The organism is Herbaspirillum sp. RV1423 (assembly GCF_000577615.1).
Lineage (GTDB): Bacteria > Pseudomonadota > Gammaproteobacteria > Burkholderiales > Burkholderiaceae_D > Herbaspirillum.
This window is the reverse complement of record NZ_CBXX010000003.1, coordinates 79,428-101,437: the sequence shown is the minus strand read 5'-3', so window position 1 is coordinate 101,437 and position 22,010 is coordinate 79,428. Positions and strand designations below refer to the sequence as shown.

At 59.4% G+C, this 22,010-nt stretch carries 23 protein-coding genes and 3 tRNA genes; 20 read left to right on the top strand and 6 right to left on the bottom strand.

The genetic code is table 11. From position 1 onward, the window contains the following. Nucleotides 1–10: 10 nt before the first annotated feature. Entirely contained in the window at nucleotides 11–571 is a 561-nt protein-coding gene (locus tag RV1423_RS03965; RefSeq protein WP_034293417.1) for a DUF2796 domain-containing protein, read from the bottom strand. Here RV1423_RS03965 and RV1423_RS03960 point away from each other — a divergent pair. The 5 genes from RV1423_RS03960 (at nucleotide 570) to RV1423_RS03940 (ending at nucleotide 3,965) form a co-directional block, all read left to right on the top strand. Continuing rightward, on the top strand, nucleotides 570–926 hold the full coding sequence (locus RV1423_RS03960; RefSeq protein WP_034293415.1) for a hypothetical protein: 357 nt from the start codon (nucleotides 570–572) through the stop codon (nucleotides 924–926). The genes RV1423_RS03965 and RV1423_RS03960 overlap by 2 nt on opposite strands. 2 nt (nucleotides 927–928) lie before the next feature. Further along, the gene (aztA, locus tag RV1423_RS03955; protein WP_034293413.1) at nucleotides 929–1,690 is read left to right on the top strand and encodes a zinc ABC transporter ATP-binding protein AztA; all 762 of its coding nucleotides are present in this window, start codon (nucleotides 929–931) and stop codon (nucleotides 1,688–1,690) included. Next, the gene (locus RV1423_RS03950; RefSeq protein WP_034293411.1) at nucleotides 1,687–2,568 is read left to right on the top strand and encodes a metal ABC transporter permease; all 882 of its coding nucleotides are present in this window, start codon (nucleotides 1,687–1,689) and stop codon (nucleotides 2,566–2,568) included. Before aztA ends, RV1423_RS03950 begins: the two co-directional genes overlap by 4 nt. 45 nt (nucleotides 2,569–2,613) lie before the next feature. Then, the gene (locus RV1423_RS03945; protein WP_034293738.1) at nucleotides 2,614–3,540 is read left to right on the top strand and encodes a metal ABC transporter substrate-binding protein; all 927 of its coding nucleotides are present in this window, start codon (nucleotides 2,614–2,616) and stop codon (nucleotides 3,538–3,540) included. Between the two features lie 113 nt (nucleotides 3,541–3,653). After that, on the top strand, nucleotides 3,654–3,965 hold the full coding sequence (locus RV1423_RS03940) for a putative quinol monooxygenase (protein WP_034293410.1): 312 nt from the start codon (nucleotides 3,654–3,656) through the stop codon (nucleotides 3,963–3,965). On the opposite strand, the gene RV1423_RS03935 is transcribed toward RV1423_RS03940, so the two are convergent. Continuing rightward, a complete protein-coding gene (locus tag RV1423_RS03935) occupies nucleotides 3,941–4,873 on the bottom strand; it encodes a LysR substrate-binding domain-containing protein (protein WP_034293408.1) in 933 nt (310 codons plus the stop codon). The genes RV1423_RS03940 and RV1423_RS03935 overlap by 25 nt on opposite strands. 105 nt (nucleotides 4,874–4,978) lie before the next feature. On the opposite strand from RV1423_RS03935, the gene RV1423_RS03930 reads away from it, so the two are divergent. Together RV1423_RS03930 and RV1423_RS03925 are read left to right on the top strand one after the other, a co-directional pair. Then, the gene (locus RV1423_RS03930; protein ID WP_034293406.1) at nucleotides 4,979–5,218 is read left to right on the top strand and encodes a hypothetical protein; all 240 of its coding nucleotides are present in this window, start codon (nucleotides 4,979–4,981) and stop codon (nucleotides 5,216–5,218) included. Between the two features lie 262 nt (nucleotides 5,219–5,480). Then, complete coding sequence (locus tag RV1423_RS03925) at nucleotides 5,481–5,903, top strand: VOC family protein (protein WP_034293735.1); 423 nt, start codon at nucleotides 5,481–5,483, stop codon at nucleotides 5,901–5,903. Nucleotides 5,904–5,939: 36 nt separating this feature from the next. On the opposite strand, the gene RV1423_RS03920 is transcribed toward RV1423_RS03925, so the two are convergent. Together RV1423_RS03920 and uvrB are read right to left on the bottom strand one after the other, a co-directional pair. Further along, entirely contained in the window at nucleotides 5,940–6,731 is a 792-nt protein-coding gene (locus tag RV1423_RS03920; RefSeq protein WP_034293403.1) for a uracil-DNA glycosylase, read from the bottom strand. Nucleotides 6,732–6,839: 108 nt separating this feature from the next. Beyond that, nucleotides 6,840–8,942 carry an excinuclease ABC subunit UvrB gene (uvrB, locus tag RV1423_RS03915; protein ID WP_034293400.1) on the bottom strand — a complete coding sequence of 701 codons (2,103 nt, stop codon included), beginning with the start codon at nucleotides 8,940–8,942 and terminating at the stop codon, nucleotides 6,840–6,842. A 116-nt stretch (nucleotides 8,943–9,058) separates the two neighbouring features. Between uvrB and RV1423_RS03910 the strand changes: the two genes are divergently transcribed. The 5 genes from RV1423_RS03910 to mnmH all read left to right on the top strand — a co-directional run bounded on the left by RV1423_RS03910 (nucleotide 9,059) and on the right by mnmH (nucleotide 13,047). Continuing rightward, complete coding sequence (locus tag RV1423_RS03910; protein WP_034293397.1) at nucleotides 9,059–10,276, top strand: amino acid aminotransferase; 1,218 nt, start codon at nucleotides 9,059–9,061, stop codon at nucleotides 10,274–10,276. Between the two features lie 91 nt (nucleotides 10,277–10,367). Beyond that, nucleotides 10,368–10,443 (top strand) — tRNA-Asn (locus RV1423_RS03905). Nucleotides 10,444–10,687: 244 nt separating this feature from the next. Then, a tRNA-Asn gene (locus tag RV1423_RS03900) sits at nucleotides 10,688–10,763 on the top strand. A gap of 146 nt (nucleotides 10,764–10,909) precedes the next feature. Then, entirely contained in the window at nucleotides 10,910–11,944 is a 1,035-nt protein-coding gene (gene selD / locus RV1423_RS03895; RefSeq protein ID WP_034293394.1) for a selenide, water dikinase SelD, read from the top strand. Beyond that, nucleotides 11,944–13,047 carry a tRNA 2-selenouridine(34) synthase MnmH gene (mnmH, locus tag RV1423_RS03890; RefSeq protein ID WP_034293392.1) on the top strand — a complete coding sequence of 368 codons (1,104 nt, stop codon included), beginning with the start codon at nucleotides 11,944–11,946 and terminating at the stop codon, nucleotides 13,045–13,047. The genes selD and mnmH overlap by 1 nt, the downstream gene beginning before the upstream one ends. Here mnmH and RV1423_RS03885 read toward each other — a convergent pair. Next, on the bottom strand, nucleotides 13,044–14,123 hold the full coding sequence (locus RV1423_RS03885) for a permease (protein WP_034293390.1): 1,080 nt from the start codon (nucleotides 14,121–14,123) through the stop codon (nucleotides 13,044–13,046). The two genes, mnmH and RV1423_RS03885, sit on opposite strands and share 4 nt — an antisense overlap. Between RV1423_RS03885 and RV1423_RS30330 the strand changes: the two genes are divergently transcribed. From RV1423_RS30330 to RV1423_RS03855, 7 genes are all read left to right on the top strand, one after another. After that, nucleotides 14,122–14,289: a hypothetical protein gene (locus tag RV1423_RS30330; RefSeq protein WP_197034872.1), complete on the top strand. Its 168-nt coding sequence runs from the start codon at nucleotides 14,122–14,124 to the stop codon at nucleotides 14,287–14,289. The two genes, RV1423_RS03885 and RV1423_RS30330, sit on opposite strands and share 2 nt — an antisense overlap. Further along, on the top strand, nucleotides 14,276–14,755 hold the full coding sequence (locus tag RV1423_RS03880; RefSeq protein ID WP_034293388.1) for an OsmC family protein: 480 nt from the start codon (nucleotides 14,276–14,278) through the stop codon (nucleotides 14,753–14,755). Before RV1423_RS30330 ends, RV1423_RS03880 begins: the two co-directional genes overlap by 14 nt. A gap of 81 nt (nucleotides 14,756–14,836) precedes the next feature. Further along, entirely contained in the window at nucleotides 14,837–15,262 is a 426-nt protein-coding gene (locus RV1423_RS03875; protein WP_034293386.1) for an Rrf2 family transcriptional regulator, read from the top strand. 307 nt (nucleotides 15,263–15,569) lie between these two features. After that, nucleotides 15,570–16,817, top strand: a complete 1,248-nt coding sequence (locus RV1423_RS03870) for an MFS transporter (RefSeq protein WP_034293384.1) — start codon at nucleotides 15,570–15,572, stop codon at nucleotides 16,815–16,817. 143 nt (nucleotides 16,818–16,960) lie between these two features. Next, nucleotides 16,961–17,344, top strand: coding sequence for a DUF427 domain-containing protein (locus RV1423_RS03865; RefSeq protein WP_034293382.1), 384 nt, complete (start codon nucleotides 16,961–16,963; stop codon nucleotides 17,342–17,344). Nucleotides 17,345–17,501: 157 nt separating this feature from the next. Continuing rightward, complete coding sequence (locus RV1423_RS03860) at nucleotides 17,502–17,879, top strand: hypothetical protein (RefSeq protein WP_034293380.1); 378 nt, start codon at nucleotides 17,502–17,504, stop codon at nucleotides 17,877–17,879. Between the two features lie 117 nt (nucleotides 17,880–17,996). After that, nucleotides 17,997–18,073: transfer RNA gene (locus RV1423_RS03855), tRNA-Pro, on the top strand. Between the two features lie 107 nt (nucleotides 18,074–18,180). Here the strand turns inward: RV1423_RS03855 and RV1423_RS03850 are convergent. Then, nucleotides 18,181–19,557: an HdeD family acid-resistance protein gene (locus RV1423_RS03850; RefSeq protein ID WP_034293378.1), complete on the bottom strand. Its 1,377-nt coding sequence runs from the start codon at nucleotides 19,555–19,557 to the stop codon at nucleotides 18,181–18,183. 710 nt (nucleotides 19,558–20,267) lie between these two features. Here RV1423_RS03850 and RV1423_RS03845 point away from each other — a divergent pair. Beyond that, nucleotides 20,268–21,950, top strand: a complete 1,683-nt coding sequence (locus RV1423_RS03845) for a methyl-accepting chemotaxis protein (protein ID WP_034293376.1) — start codon at nucleotides 20,268–20,270, stop codon at nucleotides 21,948–21,950. The last annotated feature ends 60 nt before the right edge of the window (nucleotides 21,951–22,010 follow it).

Here is a 22,010-nt window from a genome sequence, read left to right as displayed (position 1 = left end):
TTGAAAATAGTTATTGGATGGCGAGACTGGCCGCACCCGGCGTCAGTTTCGCCGCGCCCTGGCGCTTGCCCGTCACCAGTTGCACATCGATGCTGTTGAATCCTTTGAAGGCATCGAACAGCTTGACGTCGATTTTTTGCAGACGTTCCGGTTGGGCGCACTGGAAGACGAAATCGGCGTCGAGGTCGGCGTGGCCGTCATGATCTTCGCGGCCGGCCGGTTTGCCGGCGGTGGTTTCGCCGAGCAGCGCCGGTTCGATCGCGGCAGAGTTCAATTTGACCTCACTGAGCTTGCATTCTGCTGACGGGCTGGAGACGAACACTGCAGCGGCATTGCGCAAGGTTTTCGCCATGTCTTGCGCGGCTTGTTTGTCCTTGGCGCTTTTGGCGGCATGTTCGAAGCCGATCAGGTTGACCAGCGGCGAGTCCAGGTGCAGCGACAGCGTCTTGCCGTCGAGCGCGACGTCGAGCTTGCCGACACCGTGCACATGGGCTTCGTGCGCCAGGGCGAGCGCGGAGGAGAGCAGCAGGGACGATCCGAGGATGGTGGCAATGATTTGACGGGAATTCATGGGCGCGATCTTTCTTCAGGTTGGCGGCGCAGGGATATTCGAAAGGAAAGTCCCGGGCAGCATGATGACTGGGTTGAAGGATTTATTGGAGCTTTGTCACATCTTGCAACAATGTTGCATTATAATTCCAGTTTCGCAACTCGGTTGCAAACTGATTTGTAACTGCGCGCGGTCGGGCTGTATCCGGTTTCGGCGCGGCAAATCGATTGACAAGAATATTCCTTCATCTATGTTTTTCCGCCTCTTTCAACAAACCAGCGTGCTTGCGCTGCCCTGGTGGCAGCGTGTGCTGCTGGTTGCGCCCGTGTGCCTGCTGCTCTGGCTCGGCGTGATATGGGCACTGGGAGTAGATTGAACATGCCCGTCGCCATTTCTCTCGAAAACCTCACCGTCACTTACCGGCGCCATCCGGCCTTGCATCACATCAGCGGCGATTTCGCGCGCGGCTCGCTGACAGCGATCGTCGGCCCCAACGGCGCCGGCAAGAGCACCTTGCTGAAAACCATCATGGGGCAGGTGCGTTGCAATAGCGGCCGCGTCGTCACGCATGCCCCTGCCGGACGCATCGCCTATCTGCCGCAACAGGCGGAAATCGATCGCAGCTTTCCGATTTCGGTGCTGGATTGCGTCTTGCTCGGTTACTGGTCGCGCGCCGGACTGTTTCGCCGCATGAGCCGCGACATGATGCAGCGCGCCGAACAGGCGCTGGCGGCGGTCGGCCTGGACGGCTTCGCGCAGCGTGCGATCGCCAGTCTGTCGGTGGGGCAATTCCAGCGCGTGCTGTTTGCGCGCATCCTGTTGCAGGACGCCGAACTGATCCTGCTGGACGAGCCTTTCAACGCCATCGACACCAAAACCACCAGCGATCTGCTGCGCATCATCCAGTCGTGGCATGCCGAACAGCGCACGGTCATCGCGGTTTTGCACGACTACGACCAGGTGCGCCGGGCATTTCCGCAGTCGCTGCTGCTGGCGCGCAATGTCGTGGCCTGGGGCGAGACTGAACAGGTGCTGTGCCATGAAAACCTGCATCGCGCCCGTTCCATGGCGGAAGCGGTCGACGAGCATGCGCCGCTGTGTGCGGTCGATGCGGCGGATGACGGGAGCGCATCGCAATGACCTTGCTCCATGAGGTTTATCAATTCACGATTGCGCCGTTCCAGGAGTTCGCCTTCATGCGCCGCGCGTTGGTGGCGACGTTGGCATTGGCGCTCTCCAGCGCGCCGCTGGGCGTGATGCTGACGTTGCGCCGCATGAGCCTGTTCGGCGAAGCCTTGAGCCATGCCGTGTTACCGGGTGTGGCCGCCGGTTTTATTTTCTTCGGCCTGTCGCTGCCGGCGCTGAGCATCGGCGGCTTTCTTGCCGGTGTGATCGTGGTGGCGCTGGCGGGCTGGATCAGCCGCCATACCGAGCTCAAGGAAGATGCCAGTCTTGCCGCCATCTATGTCGTGGCGCTGGCGCTCGGCGTGATCATGATTTCTGGTCACGGCACCCAGCTCGACTTGCTGCACATCCTGTTCGGCAATGTGCTCGGCGTCGATACCGAAGGCTTGATGCTGGTGGCCGGGGTGTCGAGCGTGAGCGTGTTGCTGATGGCGGGTTTGTATCGCGGCCTGCTGCTGGAAAGTTTCGACCCGTCCTACCTGGCCGCCAGCGGCGGACGCAATACGCTCTATCAACAATCGTTCCTGATGCTGGTGGTGCTGAACCTGGTGGCATCGTTTCAGACCCTGGGCACACTGATGGCGGTTGGTCTGATGATGCTGCCGGCGGTGTCGGCGCGGCTGTGGCACGACACCTTGCCGGCGCAACTGGTCAACAGCACCGTGCAGGCCGCCGCCGCAGGCTATGCCGGGCTGATGCTGTCGTATTACGCGTCGGTGCCGTCCGGTCCGGTGATTATCGTGTGTGCCGGCGCGTTCTATTTCCTGTCGCTGGTCTTTGCGCCGCGCGGCTGGTTGCCGCGTATGCTGCGCCGGCCGCATCTGCGCGCTTAGCGTTTTGTCAGCAACTCTTATTTTTGATTTCTTTTGGGAGTCGTCGTGAAACTGTTTCGCCAGATTTTATTGATCACAGCCATGCTGGCCGCGCAGGCGGCGTCCGCAGCAGATGCCCGGTTGCCGGTGGTCGCCAGCTTCAGCATCCTCGGCGACATCGTCGCCAATGTCGGCGGCGATCGCATCGCCGTGACTACGCTGGTCGGTCCTGATCAGGACGCGCACGTGTTCCAGCCGGCGCCCGACCATATCAAATCGGTGGCGCACGCCAAACTGGTAGTGATCAATGGTCTTGGCTTCGAAGGCTGGATGGAGCGTGTAGTGCAGTCGGCCAATTATCGCGGCGATATCGTGGTTGCCTCCAACGGCATCGCGGTGCGCGATCGTGTCGGCGATGAGCATGACGACCATGCCGGACACGACGATGCTCATCACCATGGCAAGAACGACCCGCACGCCTGGCAGAATCCGGCCAATGTCGTCGTCTACACGCGCAACATCGTCGCCGCGCTGAGCAAACTCGATCCGTCCGGCGCCACGGTTTATCGAAAGAACGGCGAGACCTACATCGCCAAACTCAACGAACTGGATCGATGGGCCATGCAACAGTTTGCGCAGTTTCCCGACGTCAAGCGCAAGGTGATCACCTCGCATGACGCCTTCGAATATTTCGGCGCGCATTACCAGGTCCGCTTCCTCGCGCCGCAAGGCGTGTCGACCGACAGCGAGCCGAGCGCGAAAGAGGTCGCCAATCTGATCCGCCAGATCCGCCAGGAAAAGATCCGCGCCGTCTTCATCGAAAACATGAGCAGCCCCAAGCTGCTGCAACAGATCAGCAAGGAAGCCGGCGTCACGCTGGGCGGCAAGCTGTATGCCGATGCCTTGTCGCAAGCCGACGGTCCGGCGCCGACTTATCTGAAGCTGATGCGTTACAACATCGAACAACTGCTGGCGCAACTCAAACTGAACTGAACGGGGTTGAGCTGAATGGACATCAATGATGGTGCGCAAAGAGGGCGCAGTCACGTATCGCCAACTTCGCGTATGCTTGTCGCTTCCCATAACCCCAAAGAGGAGATGACAACGTGGTCCACGTAGTCGCAATCATTACCGCCAAACCGGGCAAGCGCGAAGAGTTGCTCAAGCTGGTGCGCGCCAATCTCGCTGCCGTGCGCGCCGAGCAAGGCTGCATCGATTACGGTCCGGTCGTCGACGTCCCCGGTTTCGGCGGAGCGCAGGCTGAGTTAGGTCCCGACACTTTCGCTTTCGTCGAAAAATGGGAGAGCGCCGAAGCGCTCAAGGTCCACTTCACCCAGCCGCACATGCTCGACTATCGCGGCAAGTCGAAAGACCTGATCGCCGCGCGCGCCGTTCACATACTGGAATCGGTCGAATAAATCTTGTTCGGATCATAGGCTGATGCCTGTCCCATCTGCATCAGCCACGCGATGAAGGTCTTCAGCGCATTGCCATTGGTTTCGCCGGTCCGGTGCAGCATATGGAAGCCCTGGCCGTGCAACACTACCTCCGGAAATAGCTGGCGCAGGCGGCCATGCGCCAAGTCGTCGTCCACCAGCGCCAGCGATCCCATCGCAATTCCCAGATCGGTCGATGCCGCCTGCAAGCTCAGGAAGAAGTGCTCGTAACTGGTCCCCGGCAATTTTTTCTTTACCGGCACGCCGGCCTTGATCAGCCACTGCTGCCATGCGTCCGCACGCACGCTCAGATGGATCAGCGAAGCCTGCAACAAATCCTGCGGCTTGTTGATCGGATGCAATTCCAGATAGTGCGGCGACGCCAGCGGCGCCGACACGTCGTCCAGGAAGCGCACGCATTCAAAGCCGCTGCGCTCCAGCGGGCTGCGCCACAGCACCACGTCGAAGGGATCCTTGACGTCTTCGAAATTCTCCGACACCGTCGTCGTCACGCGCACTTCGATGCGCGGGTTGTCGATCTGGAATTGCGACAGGCGCGGGATCAGCCAGCGCATTGCCACCGATGGCGCGGTGACCACGCGCACGATGCGGTTCTTGCCGGTCAGCGTCAGTTGCTCCGCGGCCATGGCGATGCGGTCCAGGCTGGCGCGCACCTCCGTGTAAAACAATTGCGCCGCTTCCGTTGCTTCCACGCCACGCGGCAGTCGGATGAACAAGGGCTGGCCGAAATGTTCTTCGAGCAATTTTATCTGCTGGCTGACCGCGCTGTGCGTGATGTGCAATTCGTGCGCGGCAATCGTCAGGCTGCGCGTGCGGGCGGCCGCTTCGAACACTTTGAGCGCCTTCAACGGCGGCAGGGAGAGTGTCATGGTGTTAGTTTTTCTAATGCTGATGTCGGAAAATATTGCTTTTTAAAGTCCGGGTCAACCCCTATTCTCTATAACACTGCAACGTCATTCATGTGAGAGAAAGAAATGTCTACCTATCAATCTGCCGGTTTTTCTAATAATTTACAGAGTCTGCTGGAAGCTTTCCAGTTCTTTGTCGAGCGTGCATTCAGTTCGCCTGTCAAGACCGTGGACGGCGCCTTGTTCGACATCAATGATGCTCCTTATCTGGAAGGCGTCACGAATCACGCCGACATGGAACGTCGCCTGCGCGAACTCGATCGCAGCCACTTGCGCGCCTTGTTTGAACTGCAAACGCAAATCTGAGCGTTTCGATGGCAGCCGCGACGGCTGAAGATATTGGCGTGATGCCAGAGGGGGTAACAATGCGGCGCGGGTTGCGATCCTGAAACGGGATGTGCGCTGCCAGACGACCGAGCCGGAACGATATGCTCCCGGCCCACTGCAACAAGATGCCATGCTCTCTGCCGTGGTTTTGCCATTCAAGGCCGATGCGAAAGATAATCGGGAATGCGATAAGCTATGCGCTTTCTTGCATATTGCATCGACTTTTGACACGGAACGGAACATGAACGCATTGCACCCATTTCACCTGGCTTTCTTTGTGCGCGACCTGGACGAGGCGCGCGGCTTTTACGGCGGCGTGCTGGGATTCTCGGAAGGGCGCAGTACTGAGCGCTGGGTCGATTTCGACTGCATGGGACACCAGTTGTCGCTGCATCTCAAAAAGGATCTGGTTGTACCGAGTGGCGCCGGTAATGTCGACGGCGACAACGTGCCGATCCCGCATTTCGGCATCATCCTCGATCAGGTTTCCTGGGACGCGTTGGCCGGACGCATCGCCGCCGCCGGCGTTCAGTTCGTCGTCGAGCCGCATACGCGCTTCAAGGGCGAACCCGGCGAGCAGTCGACCATGTTCTTCAAGGATCCGTCGGGCAATGCGCTGGAGTTCAAAGGCTTCGCCTCGATGAACCAGATTTTCGCGAAATAGATAGCAACGCCGGCCCGCTGACGAGGCCGGCGTTTTTCATGCGCGCTTCTTCAGCAGATGCATGTCGCCGAAGAGCTTCTGCATGCCGCTGTGCGCGATGAACGTCAGATTGTAGGGATGTTCCGCCACCGCGCGCGGGAAGCCTTCCACCACCGGCAAGCCGTGCAACTGCTCGGCGATCTTGCCCCAGAGGACCAGCGTCGGCAGCGCCTGTTTGCGCGCCGCGGCATGCTCCGCCAATCCTTTCAAGACGGTTTCAAAAAACGGTTTCCAGGCTTTGGCGTCCTTGGCCGGCGCCACATGTGCGCGGAACACCAGGCTGGCGTTGAGCAGCAGGAAGCCGTGCGCGGTCAGGTTGTCCTGCAGGTCGGCCAGCGTCTGGATGGTGCCTGCCGTATCGGCCTGCGCTGTCGCGGCGATATCCAGCAAGGCGTCGCCGCTGGTCTTGTCGGCCGGCACGCGGCCATCCGCCACCAGCAGCATCTTCATGAAGTTGCGTAGCGACGTGGCACGGTTGACCTGCTTGGACAAGCCCTTGTCCGACCATAGCGAACCGACCGCGCCGTCCATGAAACACACACCGGTGGCGCTGGCTTCACGCGGATAAGGGCCTTCACCCACCAACACATAACGCACCGCATCGAGCGGTTGTCTGAAGGCCGCGAAGAGGCGGCCTTCGGTGGGCAGGTAATTGTCTTGCGCGAGCGCCGGCAGATATGTCGGATCGGCTGCGGCGACGGCGTGCAGGCCGTTTTCAAGGATAGCTCGCCAGGATGGATCGGCCGTGGAGCAGAGATCGAGCAGGGCGGTGGGAACGGTAGCCGGCATGGGTGATGGATGGCGAAAGGTTGGTCGAAAATGGAAAACTGCCCGCATGATAAATCAATGTGGGCAGTTTGGGATGCGTCCGATGGACGCGCCATCGGCTCTCCGCGATCAGGCCACCGCGGCATCGTCGCCGGCGGCGCCGAACAATTGCTGCTTGAGCAGATGCAACTGGTCGCGCACCTTGGCGGCCTTTTCGAACTCCAGGTTTTTGGCGTGGTCATGCATGAGCTTTTCGAGGCGTTTGATTTCCTTGCTGACCTGCTTCTCGCTCATCGCTTCGTAGTTGGCCTGTTCCTGCGCCACCATCAACTCGACGCGCGCTTCCTGCGGGCTGTAGACGCCATCGATGAGTTCGCGGATTTCCTTCTTGATGCCCATCGGCGTAATGCCGTTGGCTTCGTTGAAGGCCACCTGCTTGGCGCGGCGGCGCTCGGTTTCGCCAATGGCCTTGTGCATCGAGTCGGTGACCTTGTCGCCGTACAGGATCGCCATGCCGTTAAGGTTGCGCGCGGCGCGGCCGATGGTCTGGATCAGGCTGCGTTCGGAGCGCAGGAAGCCTTCCTTGTCGGCGTCGAGGATCGCCACCAGCGAGACTTCGGGAATGTCCAGGCCTTCGCGCAACAGATTGATGCCGACCAGCACGTCGAACGTGCCGAGACGCAGGTCGCGGATGATTTCGACGCGTTCGACCGTGTCGATGTCACTGTGCAGGTAACGCACCTTGATGCCGTTGTCGCTCAGGAATTCGGTCAACTGTTCGGCCATGCGCTTGGTCAGCGTGGTCACCAGCACGCGCTCGTTCTTCTTGACGCGCATGGTGATTTCCGACATCAGGTCGTCGACCTGCGTCGTGGCCGGGCGCACCGAGATGAGCGGATCGACCAGGCCGGTGGGGCGCACCACCTGTTCGACAACCTGGTCGGCGTGGGTGTTTTCATACTCGGCAGGCGTCGCCGAGACGAAGATGGTCTGGCGCATCTTGCCCTGGAATTCGTCGAACTTCAGCGGCCGGTTGTCCAGCGCCGAGGGCAGGCGGAAGCCGTAATCCACGAGATTGGTCTTGCGCGCGCGGTCGCCGTTGTACATGCCGTTCAACTGGCCGATCAGCACGTGCGATTCGTCGAGGAACATGATGGCGTCCTGCGGCAGATAGTCGACCAGCGTCGGCGGCGGTTCGCCGGCCTTGGCGCCGGACAGGTGGCGCGAGTAGTTTTCGATGCCCTTGGTGAAGCCGATCTCGGTCATCATTTCAATGTCGAAACGGGTGCGTTGCTCCAGCCGCTGTTCTTCGATCAGCTTGTTCTCCTTGCGGAAGAATTCCAGCCGTTCGCGCAACTCGTCCTTGATGGTTTCGATCGCGCGCAATACGGTCGCGCGCGGCGTCACGTAGTGCGAACCGGGATAGACGGTGAAACGCGGAATCTTCTGGCGCACGCGGCCGGTCAGCGGGTCGAACAATTGCAGGCTGTCGATTTCGTCGTCGAACATCTCGATGCGCACCGCCAGTTCGGCATGTTCGGCCGGGAATACGTCGATGGTGTCGCCGCGCACGCGGAAAGTGCCGCGGCCGAAATCGACTTCGTTGCGCGTGTATTGCATCTGGATCAGGCGCGCGATGACGTCGCGCTGGCTGACCTTGTCCTTGGCGCGCAAGGTCAGGATCATCTGGTGGTATTCGTTGGGATTACCGATACCGTAAATCGCCGAGACCGTTGCCACGATGACAACGTCGCGCCGCTCCATCAGCGACTTGGTGCAGGACAGGCGCATCTGTTCGATGTGTTCATTGATCGAGGAATCTTTCTCGATGAACAGGTCGCGCTGCGGTACATAAGCTTCCGGCTGGTAATAGTCGTAATAGCTGACGAAATATTCGACCGCATTTTGCGGAAAGAACTCACGAAATTCGCTGTATAACTGCGCCGCCAGCGTTTTGTTCGGCGCGAAGATGATCGCCGGCCGACCGAGGCGGGCGATGGTGTTGGCCATCGTATAGGTCTTGCCCGAACCGGTGACGCCGAGCAAGGTCTGGAAGAACAGGCCGTCGTTGACTCCTTCCACCAGCTTGTCGATGGCGGCCGGTTGGTCGCCTGCGGGCGGGAAGGGCTGATACAGCCGGTAGGGGGAATCCGGGAACGTCAGGAACTTGCCTTCGTCGAACGCAGGCGACGCAAGAGAAGCGGTGGCGGTAACGGGGGATAAATCAGCCATTGTCATTCGACCTTTGGTAAAATTACGTGTTGCAAAACGGTGCTCGGCTCGTGGCTTTGCCCTGCATCCATCCCGACTGCAATCCACGGTTGCAGCTAACTTTTTATGTTATCACGATGAACGCACCTCTCTCAGCCTCCCTCTTCACCGCCATCGAAATGGCGCCGCGCGACCCTATCCTCGGCATTACCGATGCTTACAATGCCGACAAGAATCCAGGCAAAACCAACCTCGGCGTTGGCGTCTATTATGACGATAATGGCAAAGTGCCTCTGCTGGAGTGCGTGCGCAAGGCGGAAGCTGAACTGGCTGCCAAACTGGCTCCGCGCACCTATTTGCCGATCGATGGTCTGGCAACGTACGACAAGGCAGTCCAAGAATTGGTATTTGGTGCCGATAGCGCCGTTGTTCAAGAGAAGCGCGCGATTACCGTGCAAGCCCTGGGCGGCACCGGCGCGCTGAAGCTGGGCGCCGATTTCATCAAGCATTTCTCGCCGGCATCCACGCAAGTCTGGATCAGCGATCCAAGCTGGGAAAACCACCGCGCCCTGTTTGAAATGGCGGGCTTCACCGTCAACAATTATCCGTACTACGATCCGGCCACCCGCGGCGTCAACTTCGCCGGCATGCTGGATGCATTGAAGACCATGCCGTCCGGCGCGGTTGTGCTGCTGCACGCCTGCTGCCACAACCCGACCGGCGCCGACCTGACTGCCGATCAATGGACGCAGGTGATCGACGTCGTGACTTCGCGCGGCCTGATTCCCTTCCTCGACATGGCTTACCAGGGCTTCGGCGACGGCATCGAAGAAGACGGCAAGGTCGTGCGCCGCTTCGCCGACGCCGGCGGTCCGCTGTTCGTCTCCAACTCGTTCTCGAAGTCGTTCTCGCTGTATGGCGAACGCGTCGGCGCGTTGAGCATTGTCGCCGCCAGCGGCGAAGAAGCTGCACGCGTGCTGTCGCAATTGAAGCGCGTGGTCCGCACCAATTATTCCAACCCGCCGATCCACGGCGGCCAGGTCGTCGCGACTGCGCTGGCTTCGCCGGAACTGCGCGCGCTGTGGGAAAAGGAACTGGCCGAGATGCGCGTGCGCATCCGCGAAATGCGTCAGTTGCTGGTTTCCAAGCTGAAAGAGAAAGCGCCATCGCATGATTTCGATTTTGTCATCAAGCAACGCGGCATGTTCTCGTACTCGGGCCTGACCAAGGCGCAAGTGGAACGCCTGCGCAACGAGTTCTCGATCTATGCCGTCGACACCGGCCGCATCTGCGTCGCGGCGCTGAACACCAAGAACATCGACGCCGTCGTCGATGCCATCGCCAAGGTGCTCTGAAAGGGAAACGTATTCCGGCCTGTCGATGGCTGGAATACAAAAAGGTTTTGACAGGAATTAAAAATCCGGTCATAATCTTTTTCTCATCTGTTCCCTGATAGCTCAGTCGGTAGAGCGACGGACTGTTAATCCGCAGGTCCCTGGTTCGAGTCCAGGTCGGGGAGCCAAAAAATTCGAAAGCCTCGCATCCGTGCGGGGCTTTTTCAATTCCGACAAGTCGTTTCGCTTGACGTCATTTTGCTGGCGCGAGGTCATGGCTTTCGATGCATTCGGAATGCGTTTTCCGACGTTGCGCGTTGCATGCAGGCGCAGCAAAGAAGCGAGCGGTGCGAAGAAAATTATTTAGCAAGTTTCTGCTGCGGAAATATAGCGGCAACGGCAAATTTAGTTCATAATCGCGCCCTCGGCTGTTCCCTGATAGCTCAGTCGGTAGAGCGACGGACTGTTAATCCGCAGGTCCCTGGTTCGAGTCCAGGTCGGGGAGCCACGATATATGAGGGGTTGCAAGCTTTATTGCTTGCAACCCCTTTCTGTTTTCGGTTTCTAGGCGGTGCTGTGTCGCAGTCATGAGCAACTGAACGGCCCTATCCCAAACACTGCTAGAATCGGCTCCTTTGATTTCCAGGAGTTCCGATGAGCGAATCCATCCGCTTGACCCAATACAGTCACGGCGCCGGCTGCGGCTGCAAGATATCGCCGCAGGTGCTGGAAGTCATCCTTGCCGGTAGCGGCGCGCAGAATCTCGATCCGAAATTGTGGGTCGGCAACGCATCGCGCGACGACGCTGCGGTATATGGACTGGACGAAGAGCGCGGCATCGTCTCCACCACCGATTTCTTCATGCCTATCGTCGACGATCCCTTCGACTTCGGGCGTATTGCCGCCACCAACGCCATCAGCGATATCTATGCCATGGGGGGCGATCCTCTGATGGCGATTGCCATTCTCGGCTGGCCCGTCAAATTGCTGCCGCCGGAAGTGGCGCGTGAAGTGGTCCGGGGCGGCCGTGCCGTCTGCGACGCGGCCGGTATCGCGCTGGCCGGCGGCCATTCGATCGACGCGCCCGAGCCGATCTTCGGCCTCGCCGTGACCGGCGTAGTCGAGAAGCGACACATGAAACGCAACGACACCGCCGGCGCAGGCTGCCTGCTTTACCTGACCAAACCGCTGGGCATCGGTATCCTGACGACTGCTGAAAAAATGGGCAAGCTGCGGGCGGAGGATGTGGGGACGGCGCGCGACTGGATGTGCATGCTTAACAAGGCCGGCAGCCATTTTGGAAAGCTGCCCGGCGTGGCGGCGATGACCGATGTGACCGGCTTCGGCTTGCTCGGCCATCTGGTCGAGATGTGCGACGGTAGCGGCGTTAGCGCACGTATCGAACACGCACTGGTGCCCGGCTTGCCGGGCGTCGCACATTATCTGGCCGAGGGCTGCGTGCCTGGCGGGACCGGTCGTAATTTCGCCAGTTATGCCGACAAGATCAGCCCGATCAGCGAGGCGCAAAAGCAACTGCTGTGCGATCCGCAAACCAGCGGCGGTTTGCTGGTGGCCGTGACGCCCGCGGGAAATTCCGATTTTCTTGCCGTCGCCGCAGGGATTGGCCTGACGCTGGCGCCGATCGGCGAATTGACCGAGCGACAGCGATACGCGGTCGAGGTGGTTTGATGGTTGCCGGCGGCGACATCCTGCCCGATCGCGCCTTGTTCATCGACAGTCGGCCAATGCTGGATGCACGGGCGCCGGTTGAGTTCGGCAAAGGTGCTTTCCCTGCTGCGGTCAACTTGCCGTTGATGGACGACAGCGACCGTGAACAGGTCGGGCTCTGCTACAAACAGCACGGACAGGAAGCAGCGATTGCATTGGGCCATCGTCTGGTCAGCGGCTCGGTCAAGGAAGCGCGTATCCAGGCCTGGGCCGACTTCGCACGCGCCAATCCGGACGGTTGCCTGTATTGTTTTCGCGGCGGCTTGCGATCGAAGATCACGCAGCAATGGCTCAAGAGCGAGGCGGGCATCGACTATCCGCGCGTCGCCGGCGGGTACAAGGCAATGCGAGCCTTCCTCATCGACAGCGTGATGCGGGTCGTAGAGCAAGCCGGTTTTATCGTGGTCGGCGGTATGACCGGCGCCGGCAAGACCGACGTGCTGGCGCAACTGGATAATGGTCTCGATCTTGAAGCGCATGCCAACCATCGCGGATCCAGTTTTGGCAAACATGCCACAGGCCAGCCGTCGAACATCGATTTCGAACACCGGCTGGCAGTCGATTTGCTGCGCAAGCAAGCGCGCGGCCACGGATGGTTTGCGCTGGAAGACGAAAGCCGCCTGATCGGCCGCTGTGCATTGCCGCTTGAGCTATACCGGGGTATGCAGAGGTTTCCGATGGTCTGGCTGGAAGACAGTCTCGCGGGCCGCGTTGAGAGGATCCTGCGCGATTACGTCAGCGGGTTGTGCGCGGAATATATGACGCTTGATGCAGAGGGCGGCTTTGCGCGTTACCGCGACCATTTGTTGCTGGCCCTCGGCAATCTGGTCAAGCGCCTTGGCGATGAACGCTATCGGCGGCTGTTGGGATTGATGCAGGCGGCGCTCGATCAACAAGCCATCGATGGCGCGATTGACTTGCATCGGGCCTGGATCGAGGGATTGCTGCGCGAATATTACGATCCGCTCTATGTCTATCAGCGGGACGCCAAGCGCTCCCGCCTGCTGTTTGCCGGCGACCAGGCTGCGGTGGTCGATTTTCTGCGGCAGCACCGCGCCGCTTAAAGTATCGCGGCGCCGATCAACCCCGTGATGATGCCGACCAGCATGGTCAGCAAGGCCACTGTGACCAATACCCGGCGGCTGAAGGATTTGCGCAGCATCAGCAGCGAGGGCAGGCTGATGCTCGGCAAGGTCATCAGCAAGGTAACCGCAGGCGCAATGCCCAGTCCCAGCGCCAGCATCGACTGCACGATCGGGATTTCAGCGGCGGTCGGGATCACGAACAAAGTGCCGACCACAGCCAGGGCAACTGTCCACGGCAGGCTATTGCCGATGGATGCATCGATATGCGGGAATAGCCAGACCCGCGTCGCTCCCAGCGCCAACACGGCGACAATGTAGATCGGAATGGTGCTCCAGAAAAGCTGCCATAGCTTTTGCATCCAACGTCTCAGGAACGTTTCTTGATTCTCTGCCGCCGCAGTTGCGGCAGCGGCGTCGACAGCAGCTTGCGGCATCGATTCCGGTTCGGCGATGTGCTGCGCTATCAGCGATACGCCCAGCACCAGCGCAACACCCGCCACCAGTCGCAATGCGGTAAAACCCCAGCCAAGCACGAAGCCCATGAACACCAGTGTTGCCGGGTTCAGCATCGGATTGGCGATCCAGAACGCCAGCGCGGCGCCGACCGATACCTGTTGCCGGCGCATCCCGGCCACTACCGGCGCTGCGCAGCAACTGCACATCATGCCAGGCAGCGCAAACAGGCCGCCGCATGCCGTGGAGGCGATATCCGCACGGCCAAACAACCGCAGCAGCCAATCGCGTGGAACCAGCACTTGCACCAGCGAGCCAAGGACAACACCCAATACAGCCGCCTTCCATATCGCCAGGAAATAGACTTTGGCGTAGCTCCATGCGGCAGCGAGCGGCGAGCTAGGGCCGTCGGCCAGGATCGACGCGCCGATGCTGTGCGTGTCCGCAGCGACGAAGGATTTCAGATAATAGGGAGACCATTTGACGTAGTACAGCCCGGCGATCGCCACCAGCAGGAATAAAGCTGGTTTCAGCCAGGCGGCCGGGCTGCGGGCGAACTGCGGAGGGGTGGGTGACGAAGGCGAAGAGGAGGAGCTGTCCATGTTATTGAGCGATTTCCGGATTGAAAAAGAATTGCGCATCATAACCCGGTGCGGGCTTCGCCAGCGTGCAATCGCGCCGGATCGCATCGGCGTTGCGGTGCGCCTTGCGGTGCCGTTCGTGTATGCTGGAACACTTCGACAGGAGAGTGCGCATGATAGAAATTGAAGCAACGGTCTTGTGGTCGCGCGGCAGCGAGGAAGCGTTTACCGACAATCGCTACAGCCGCGTGCATAGCTGGCGTTTTGACGGCGGCCTGGAGGTGCCGGCTTCGGCGTCGCCGCATATTGTTCCCTTGCCGTATTCGTCGGCAGCCAATGTCGATCCCGAAGAGGCCTACGTCGCGGCGCTGTCGAGTTGCCATATGTTGACTTTCCTGTCGATCGCGGCAAAGCAAGGCTTGGTGGTCGATCGTTATGTCGATCTGGCTTCCGGCGTGATGACGAAAAACGCCGAGGACAAGCTGGTGGTCAGCAAGGTGACGTTGCGGCCGGTCGTTTCATATCGCAGCAGGGTGCCGACGCTGGCGGAAGACGAGGCCTTGCACCATGCCGCGCATGAACAATGTTTTCTTGCCAATTCGGTGCTCACGGAGATCGATGTGGTGCCGACGTCGGAGCTTGCGGAAGAATGAGGCGTCGCGGCTTCGTCGCACACATCAGCATTTTCGGACAAGTTGCTTGACTTTTTTATCTGTATTGGATATAAATACAGTATGAAATCGAGTCGGTTCGCCGTGGCGGCACACATATTGGTCAGCGTCGAGCGCGCGACTAGGGGAGGGGAAGAGTTCTTGCCCTCTGCCGCCATTGCGACCAGCGTCAATACCAATCCGGTCTTCGTGCGGGAGTTGTTGCGCAAGCTGTCCAGGGCGCATCTCGTGGTGACCAAGGAAGGCAAGGGCGGCGGCGCACAGTTGGCGCGGCCGGCGTCGCAGATCAGCCTAGCGGAAATTTACCAGGCAGTGGAAGAAGAACCCGTATTGAAGCATAATACGCGACCCAAGGATCCCTGCTGTCCGGTCAGTTGCGGCATGAACATGGCGCTGGAGCCGGTGATTTCGGAGGTGGAAAGCGCGATGCTGAAAATATTGAAGGGCAGGAAGCTGTCCGAACTGGTCAACAAGATCTGCGACGAATAAAGCCGGATCTTAAGCCGGATGATTAAAACGACAAGACTGGACATCAGGTCTTGCAAAGGCGAAAAGCCGCACATGGGATTGCTCGCAAGGAGGATCGAATATCGGTCCTTATTTTTATTTCAAAACTGTCATTAAAAATAAGACAGTTTAAGCGGCGACATAACGGCAGGACGGGTGACGAAACAAGCAGGCAAGTGCAATTCAATGCAACCGGTATCAGCGGTTTGCGGCGGCTGCATGCCTTCACACTCAATCGGCTCAAGGCGCTGGGGCGGCGCAGGGTCAAACAGAATTCAGGAGTTTTTCAATGGAAAAGAATATCGCGGTCAATAACGCGCAGGGCGACGTCGCGCACGACCCGCTCAGCGCGGCGGAAAACGCGGCCTCGCCTTTGCGGTCATGGCTATCGGTGGTGTCGGTGGCGATCGGCGCGTTTGCTTTTGTGACCACCGAGTTTCTTCCCGTCGGCTTGCTGCCGCAGATTGCGCATGACCTTGGCGTGTCGCCGGGCACCGCCGGCCTGATGGTGACGACACCCGGCGTGGTTGCTGCCATCTCCGCTCCCGGCTTGATGCTGGGCGCAGGGCGCATCAATCGCCGTTTCATTTTGCTGATGCTATCGGTGTTGTTGCTGGCGTCGAATCTGGTGTCGGCGTTTGCGCCGTCCTTCGGCCTGATGTTGCTCGGCCGCGCGCTGTTGGGGGCGGCGTTGGGTGGTTTCTGGACATTGGCGCTGGCGACTGCGGGCCGCCTGGTCCGACTGGAGCATGCGGCCAAGGCGACGGCGATGATCCTGAGCGGCGTGACCTTTGCCACCGTGATCGGCGTGCCGCTGGGCACCTTCATCAGCGGCTTGTCGTCGTGGCGCGCATCGTTCATCGCGACCGGTATCCTCGCGGCGCTGGCGCTGGCGGCGCAAACCTTGCTGCTGCCGTCGTTGCCGTCCAGGGCCGCAATCCGCTTCCGCGATCTCGCCACGCTGGTGAGCCGGGCCAATCCGCGCAAGAGTCTGCTGATGGTGGCGCTGGTGTTCGGCGCGCACTTTTCGTCGTACACCTACATCGCACCGTTCCTCGGTCAAAACGGTTTCAGCCTGCCGCTGATCACCTCGGTGCTGCTGGCGTTCGGTTTCGTCGGTTTCGTGTCCAACCTGGCGATTTCCGCTTTCATCACGCGCCATTTGCAGTTGTCGCTGTTTGGCATGGTGCTGCTGCTGATGGTGGCACTGTTCACCATGCCGTTGGTGCATGCATCGCCAATCGCCGTCACTGCGATGGTGGTGGCGTGGGGTGTTGCCTTCGGCGCGATTCCACTGTGCCTGAGCATCTGGCTGCAGTTGTCTTCCCCCGATTTGCCTGAAGCCGGTTCGGCCCTGTTCGTCAGCATCGTGCAGGTGGCGATCGCGGTCGGCTCCTTCGTCGGCGGCGTGGTGGTCGATGCGGTGGGTATTCCTTCCACGCTGTGGCTGGGAAGCGCGCTCGGATTGCTGGGGCTGATTGCCATTGCCAGCTTCGGCATGGGCAACAAGAATCTTGCCGAGATCCTGAACAAGTAATAGAGCAAGCCCGCGAACGACAAACTCGCGGGCTTTTTTCCATCATCGGAGTAACATCATTTTCGGGCGAGGGAACTTGCATGCTGTACCGGTTCTCCATGCAAGACACGCCGCCGTCAATGCAGGTCACCAGGAGCACATCCATGAGCGCCAAACTCGTCAAAATCCCAGGCCCGGATCATCCGATCACCGTCGAGCCTGCCGCCGCACGCGTCGTCGTTACGCTGGGCGGCCGCACCATCGCTGACTCGCGCACGGCGCTGAAGCTGTGCGAAGCCGCCTATCCGCCGGTGTATTACATCCCCCGCGCCGATGTCGACATGAGCTTGCTTGAACGCACCGGACACAGCACCTATTGTCCGTACAAAGGGGAGTGCGCGTACTACAGCATTCCCGCCGGCGGCGAGCGTTCCGTCAATGCCGTCTGGAGTTATGAACATCCTTATCCTGCCGTGGCCGCAATCGAGGGGCATGTTGCCTTTTACGCCGACCGGGTCGACGCCATCGAAGTACGCGATATTGGTTGACGCAAGTTGTTTCAAGACCGGTATGCGCAAGGAGGTGTCGTGAATCGAGACCGGCAGCATTCGCTTTTGGCGGCCGCCGGCGCCGCCCGGGGGGATGGTTAAAGATTCCTCGTCGGTACCCGTTAATAATTGAATAATATTCATTGGCGGAGCCGGAATGAAGATCAACACCAGCAGCGATATGCCGTTTTCCGCCTACGCCATCGACGCAGGCAACATCAATGCGGTCGCCGGTGCCGATGGTCAGGCGCCTCTGCCGACCGACAAGGTCACCGTGTCAGATGCTGCAAGAAAGCTTGCGGAAGGCCTTTCCGAACTCGCTTCCGCAATCGCGACCATACCGTCGCCGATGCCGGAGCGACCGCCCTCACAAAGCGTCAAGAAAAAAGCCGCCAGTGCGTTGTCTCCGATGCTGGACATTGATGCCTTTCGCCTGATCCGCGACAAACTGCGCTCCCGGAATCTCGGCCTGAAGGAGCAAAATCCGGAAGAGCGCAAGGACAGGGAAGCGAAGGTCCAATCGACAAAGATCTAGTGCCGGAGTTGACGATTCGTGCAAGATCCGGATGTGAGGGCGGCTTGGATTGTTGGCGTCGCATGGAATGTTGGCAGAGACAAAACAAATCTTACTCTGCTATAATTACCGGCTCGTCGGGGCGTAGCGCAGCCTGGTAGCGTACTTGCATGGGGTGCAAGGGGTCGTGTGTTCGAATCACACCGTCCCGACCAATGAAATCAAGGGCTTACAGATATCTGATCTGTAAGCCCTTCGTCTTTTCTGGTTTTTGCCTTCCGCTGTGGGGCAAATTCAGTACAAATCAAATCCGTGGTCAGCTCTATCGCTTGACCTCAAATCGCTCCTCCCGCCACTGACGGCGCGACCTCCCCATTTTTTTGAATGCCAGCCGCGCCATCTTCAGCCACCCAAATGGCCGGGGATCGACCAGCATGCTCAATGCACGCGCATAATCCAGCGTCAACCCCGGCGTCCAGGCCATCGTATTGGCGCGCTTCCGAATCTGCGCAGCGACCCATAGTTCCGGTGTGACCAGCATCCGCAAAAACGGCGCCCAGCCGCGATCACGTCCTTGGAAATGACCGAGCGAACCTTCCACTGAAGCCTCCAATGCCCGTGAAACAGTGCTGGAACAGTTGCGATTGGTCAGGTTGTAAGTCAGGTCTTTTTTGTATTCTTCCCAGAAGATGCCTAGGCGTTTCGGGCTGTAATTCCTGATCCGCACCTGCATCGTGGATTCGCACCAGGCTTTCGATTCGACCTGATAGCTCGGCTGGAATATACCGGGCACATCGTTTTCACGCGTGGCCCGCAACAGGCGGCTGAAATCGTCCGGCGAGCGATCGATTTCGATGCCGGGATACAGGCTGATATAAATCCCTTCCGGGGATTCAAGCGCCGCATGGCCGGTTGAAATCACGCCGTTGGCGTCGACCGCTGCAATGTAGCGATCCACCAGCAGCCTCCGTTGCCCGGGTTTCTTGGCCGATCCTACCGGGGTCCACACATGGATGGTCAGTGCCTGCTCGCTCTTGGCCGGCGGGCCGTCCCAGATCAGGGGCGCTTGCGCATCGATTGCCGGGTTATAGTCTTGCCAGCGGGCCGCATGATGTCCTTCACGTACCGCTTTGAGCAAGACCGCGCCGGGTAAACGATGAATCCGATAAGCCAGCAGCAACATCCCCCAGCCACTGAACAACAAGCCGAGTCCGACGCAATAAGGAACGGTGCCGACGTAATGGGTCGGATAAGGCTGGTAAAAGAAAAAGGCCAGGAGAATTTCGATCAGTCCGCCGGCGAAGGCGGCCTGCCAGCGTGGGTAACGAACGATCCAGGCAGAGACGGATTGCAGCAAGCCGTCCACCAGGAAGAGCGTGCCGAAAATCATCGACAGGATGAAATTGCCATGCTGATGCCCGGCGAGGATCAGCGTCGCGGCAAACAGGAACGCAATGCCTTTTACATAGCGCAGGCTGCGTTGGCCGCCCATCCCGGTCCAGGCAACCGCCAGCGTGGACAGGCCGTCGAGCACCAGCAGCCAGGCGAAGAACGTGATGGGGAAATACAGTGCGCCATCCAGCGCGTCAATAAAAATGAATACGCCGGCAATTGTCCAAAGCCACCCAATGATCTGCAATGTACGCCAACGTTTGCGCAGATAGTCCGCGCCTAACAGCAATAGCACTAGTTGAATCATCGTGGGCCGATCCCGTCTTATGCGGTTGAATGGCAGGTTGTTTTAATGGTATGCCATGAAAATGCGGCTGTGGTATTAAAGGGCTATGTACCACACCGGAACAGCATGGATACTAATATCGCGCAATAGGTTCGTCAAAATATGATGGTAATCCACATGAAAAAACTTAGTGGACGTTATTTTGATCCATTACTTCATACGTTATTTTTTTGAATTTTTGCGCCGTAGTCTGTCAGTGTATTTCGACGCATGCGAGGGGTTCAGCAAGTCGCCAACGTAATATCCAGTCAGCTCGCGATCACTAAAGCCCAGGAAACACTTCCTGCGATGCTGTGCGCCAAGGCGGCTCGGCGTCGTCGCGGAGCTCGAGCAATCAGGTTGCGAGAAGATGCCAGGCCGAGGCTCGCGCCTGCCGATTCGAGTTTTGTCCCTACCGGCGAGTATGGCGATAGAGGTATATAAAAGAGCAGGAATTACGCAGCCTGGAGGTTCGCATCAAGTGCTCCGGCATAAGTTACGCGTAAGTTATCCCTTGTAAGCTGCCCAAAAATAGGGGGAGACCGCGCGCCGGATTGCATCAACGAGAATAAGCAACAAAGACCGGTGCGGCGTATTCGGATTTCCTTTCATATAAGTTGTTCAGATGTCATCCGTACCTGCCATATAAATAGCAGATAAGGCAGGACGGTCAATCGTGAGGAGACTGCAGCATGTTCGAGAGGAAAAGCAAGGCGCTGTCCAGCGCGCTTGACGCGCTGGTCCTGATCATCATTCCGGTCGCTGTCGGCGGCGGAATTTTTGCGGGGCTCGGTGCGTTTGCCGCGCCGTTTCCTCCGGTCTGGCTGGCGGTATCGGCGACGGCTGTTGCGGTCATTCTGTCGCGCCTTGCGACCAGAGGCCGGACGGATCAAGGCGCAACCTTCGTCGACAAGATCGGCAGCGAAATCGATCACATCATGATCGGTGCTGCGGAGACTTCCTACTTCGTCGACTCCATCAAGAACAAGATCGCCCAGGACGTGCAGGCTGCCAACGGTATTGTCGCCGGCTCGGAGCAGAATGCCACCACGACGGAGCAGATTGCCGCCAACGCCGAACGCGCGTCCAAGGTCGCGGCCGATGTGCGCGCTGAAAGTGTGGCTGGTCGCGCGGAAGTTGACCTTGGGCTGGAACAGATCGGCAAGGCGCGTAACGATGCGCAGAATGCCTCGGCCATGATGTCCGCATTGCAGGAAAAATCCAAACGCATCCACGGCATTACCGAAGTCATCAGCGAGATCGCCGCGCGTACCAATCTGCTGGCCTTGAACGCCGCGATCGAAGCGGCACGCGCCGGCGAGCATGGTCGTGGCTTTGCCGTGGTGGCGGGCGAGGTGAGGCAACTGGCGCAGCGCACCAAGGAGGCCACCGACGACATCGGCGCCATGGTGCGGTCCATCACCGAAGAGGCCGAGCGTGCCGCCGGCGGCATGCAGGCCCTGAGCAGCAAGGTCATGGAAGCGTCGCAGAACGTCGAACGGGTGCATGGTTTCCTTGGCAACATCGAACGTTCCGCCGGAATATCGGAAGAGGAAATCCAGCAGATCGCCCGCGCTTCGCGCGAGCATGTCGAGACCACGCACCGGATTGCAGAAGCCATCCTGAAAATCCGCGACGGCATGCTGGCGACCGATATCGAATTGCCGCGCGTGGCTGCGTCGGCAATGGCCTTGTCGGAGCGCGCCGAACTGGTCTATGACGCGATCGCGGAAAGCAACGCCAAGACCCAGCATGACGACATCCAGAAAGTGGCGACCGCCGCAGCCAGGCGCATCGGCAAACTGTTCGAGGAAGCAATCGCAGCGGGGCGGATCGGCGAAGCGGCGTTGTTCGATCGCACTTACAAACCTGTTCCCAACACCAATCCACCCAAGCACACGACGCAGTTCGATGCTTTCACCGATCGCGTGTTGCCGGAAGTGCAAGAAGCCATCCTGGACGCCATGCCGCAACTGGCATATGCGGGCGCAGTGGACAATAATGGCTACTTTCCGACGCATAACAAGAAATTCTCCAAGCCGCTGACCGGCGATTACGATACCGACCTGGTCAACAATCGCACCAAGCGCATTTTCAGCGACCGAACCGGAAAGCGTTGCGGGGCGAATACAAAACCATTCCTATTGCAGACTTATAAGCGCGATACCGGCGAAGTCATGCACGATCTTTCGGCGCCGATTTATGTCAACGGCAAGCATTGGGGAGGCTTCCGCATCGGCTACCGCTCCAGCCAGGTGCAGGATGTCGCGCCGGTTCCTGCCGGCGCCGTCCATGCTCCGGCGTCGGCCAAGCAGTCCAGGCAAACAGTCAAGACGGAGAACAGCAAGGGATTGGTCCGCCAGATCTCGGCTTGAACAGCTTGACCAGGCAGGGCAGGTTGATAGACTATTCGACAACGGGAGGCTCCTGTCCGG

Excerpts from the sequence above, each read along its gene's own strand:
- RV1423_RS03935 (WP_034293408.1), bottom strand. The coding sequence starts at position 4,873 with ATGACACTCTCCCTGCCGCCGTTGAAGGCGCTCAAAGTGTTCGAAGCG.
- RV1423_RS03880 (WP_034293388.1), top strand. The coding sequence starts at position 14,276 with ATGATAGAAATTGAAGCAACGGTCTTGTGGTCGCGCGGCAGCGAGGAA.
- aztA (WP_034293413.1), top strand. The coding sequence starts at position 929 with ATGCCCGTCGCCATTTCTCTCGAAAACCTCACCGTCACTTACCGGCGC.
- RV1423_RS03965 (WP_034293417.1), bottom strand. The coding sequence starts at position 571 with ATGAATTCCCGTCAAATCATTGCCACCATCCTCGGATCGTCCCTGCTG.
- uvrB (WP_034293400.1), bottom strand. The coding sequence starts at position 8,942 with ATGGCTGATTTATCCCCCGTTACCGCCACCGCTTCTCTTGCGTCGCCT.
- RV1423_RS03930 (WP_034293406.1), top strand. The coding sequence starts at position 4,979 with ATGTCTACCTATCAATCTGCCGGTTTTTCTAATAATTTACAGAGTCTG.
- mnmH (WP_034293392.1), top strand. The coding sequence starts at position 11,944 with ATGGTTGCCGGCGGCGACATCCTGCCCGATCGCGCCTTGTTCATCGAC.
- RV1423_RS03910 (WP_034293397.1), top strand. The coding sequence starts at position 9,059 with ATGAACGCACCTCTCTCAGCCTCCCTCTTCACCGCCATCGAAATGGCG.
- RV1423_RS03860 (WP_034293380.1), top strand. The coding sequence starts at position 17,502 with ATGAAGATCAACACCAGCAGCGATATGCCGTTTTCCGCCTACGCCATC.
- RV1423_RS03920 (WP_034293403.1), bottom strand. The coding sequence starts at position 6,731 with ATGCCGGCTACCGTTCCCACCGCCCTGCTCGATCTCTGCTCCACGGCC.
- RV1423_RS03925 (WP_034293735.1), top strand. The coding sequence starts at position 5,481 with ATGAACGCATTGCACCCATTTCACCTGGCTTTCTTTGTGCGCGACCTG.
- RV1423_RS03865 (WP_034293382.1), top strand. The coding sequence starts at position 16,961 with ATGAGCGCCAAACTCGTCAAAATCCCAGGCCCGGATCATCCGATCACC.
- RV1423_RS03845 (WP_034293376.1), top strand. The coding sequence starts at position 20,268 with ATGTTCGAGAGGAAAAGCAAGGCGCTGTCCAGCGCGCTTGACGCGCTG.
- selD (WP_034293394.1), top strand. The coding sequence starts at position 10,910 with ATGAGCGAATCCATCCGCTTGACCCAATACAGTCACGGCGCCGGCTGC.
- RV1423_RS03870 (WP_034293384.1), top strand. The coding sequence starts at position 15,570 with ATGGAAAAGAATATCGCGGTCAATAACGCGCAGGGCGACGTCGCGCAC.
- RV1423_RS03960 (WP_034293415.1), top strand. The coding sequence starts at position 570 with ATGGGCGCGATCTTTCTTCAGGTTGGCGGCGCAGGGATATTCGAAAGG.
- RV1423_RS03885 (WP_034293390.1), bottom strand. The coding sequence starts at position 14,123 with ATGGACAGCTCCTCCTCTTCGCCTTCGTCACCCACCCCTCCGCAGTTC.
- RV1423_RS03875 (WP_034293386.1), top strand. The coding sequence starts at position 14,837 with ATGAAATCGAGTCGGTTCGCCGTGGCGGCACACATATTGGTCAGCGTC.
- RV1423_RS30330 (WP_197034872.1), top strand. The coding sequence starts at position 14,122 with ATGTTATTGAGCGATTTCCGGATTGAAAAAGAATTGCGCATCATAACC.
- RV1423_RS03950 (WP_034293411.1), top strand. The coding sequence starts at position 1,687 with ATGACCTTGCTCCATGAGGTTTATCAATTCACGATTGCGCCGTTCCAG.
- RV1423_RS03850 (WP_034293378.1), bottom strand. The coding sequence starts at position 19,557 with ATGATTCAACTAGTGCTATTGCTGTTAGGCGCGGACTATCTGCGCAAA.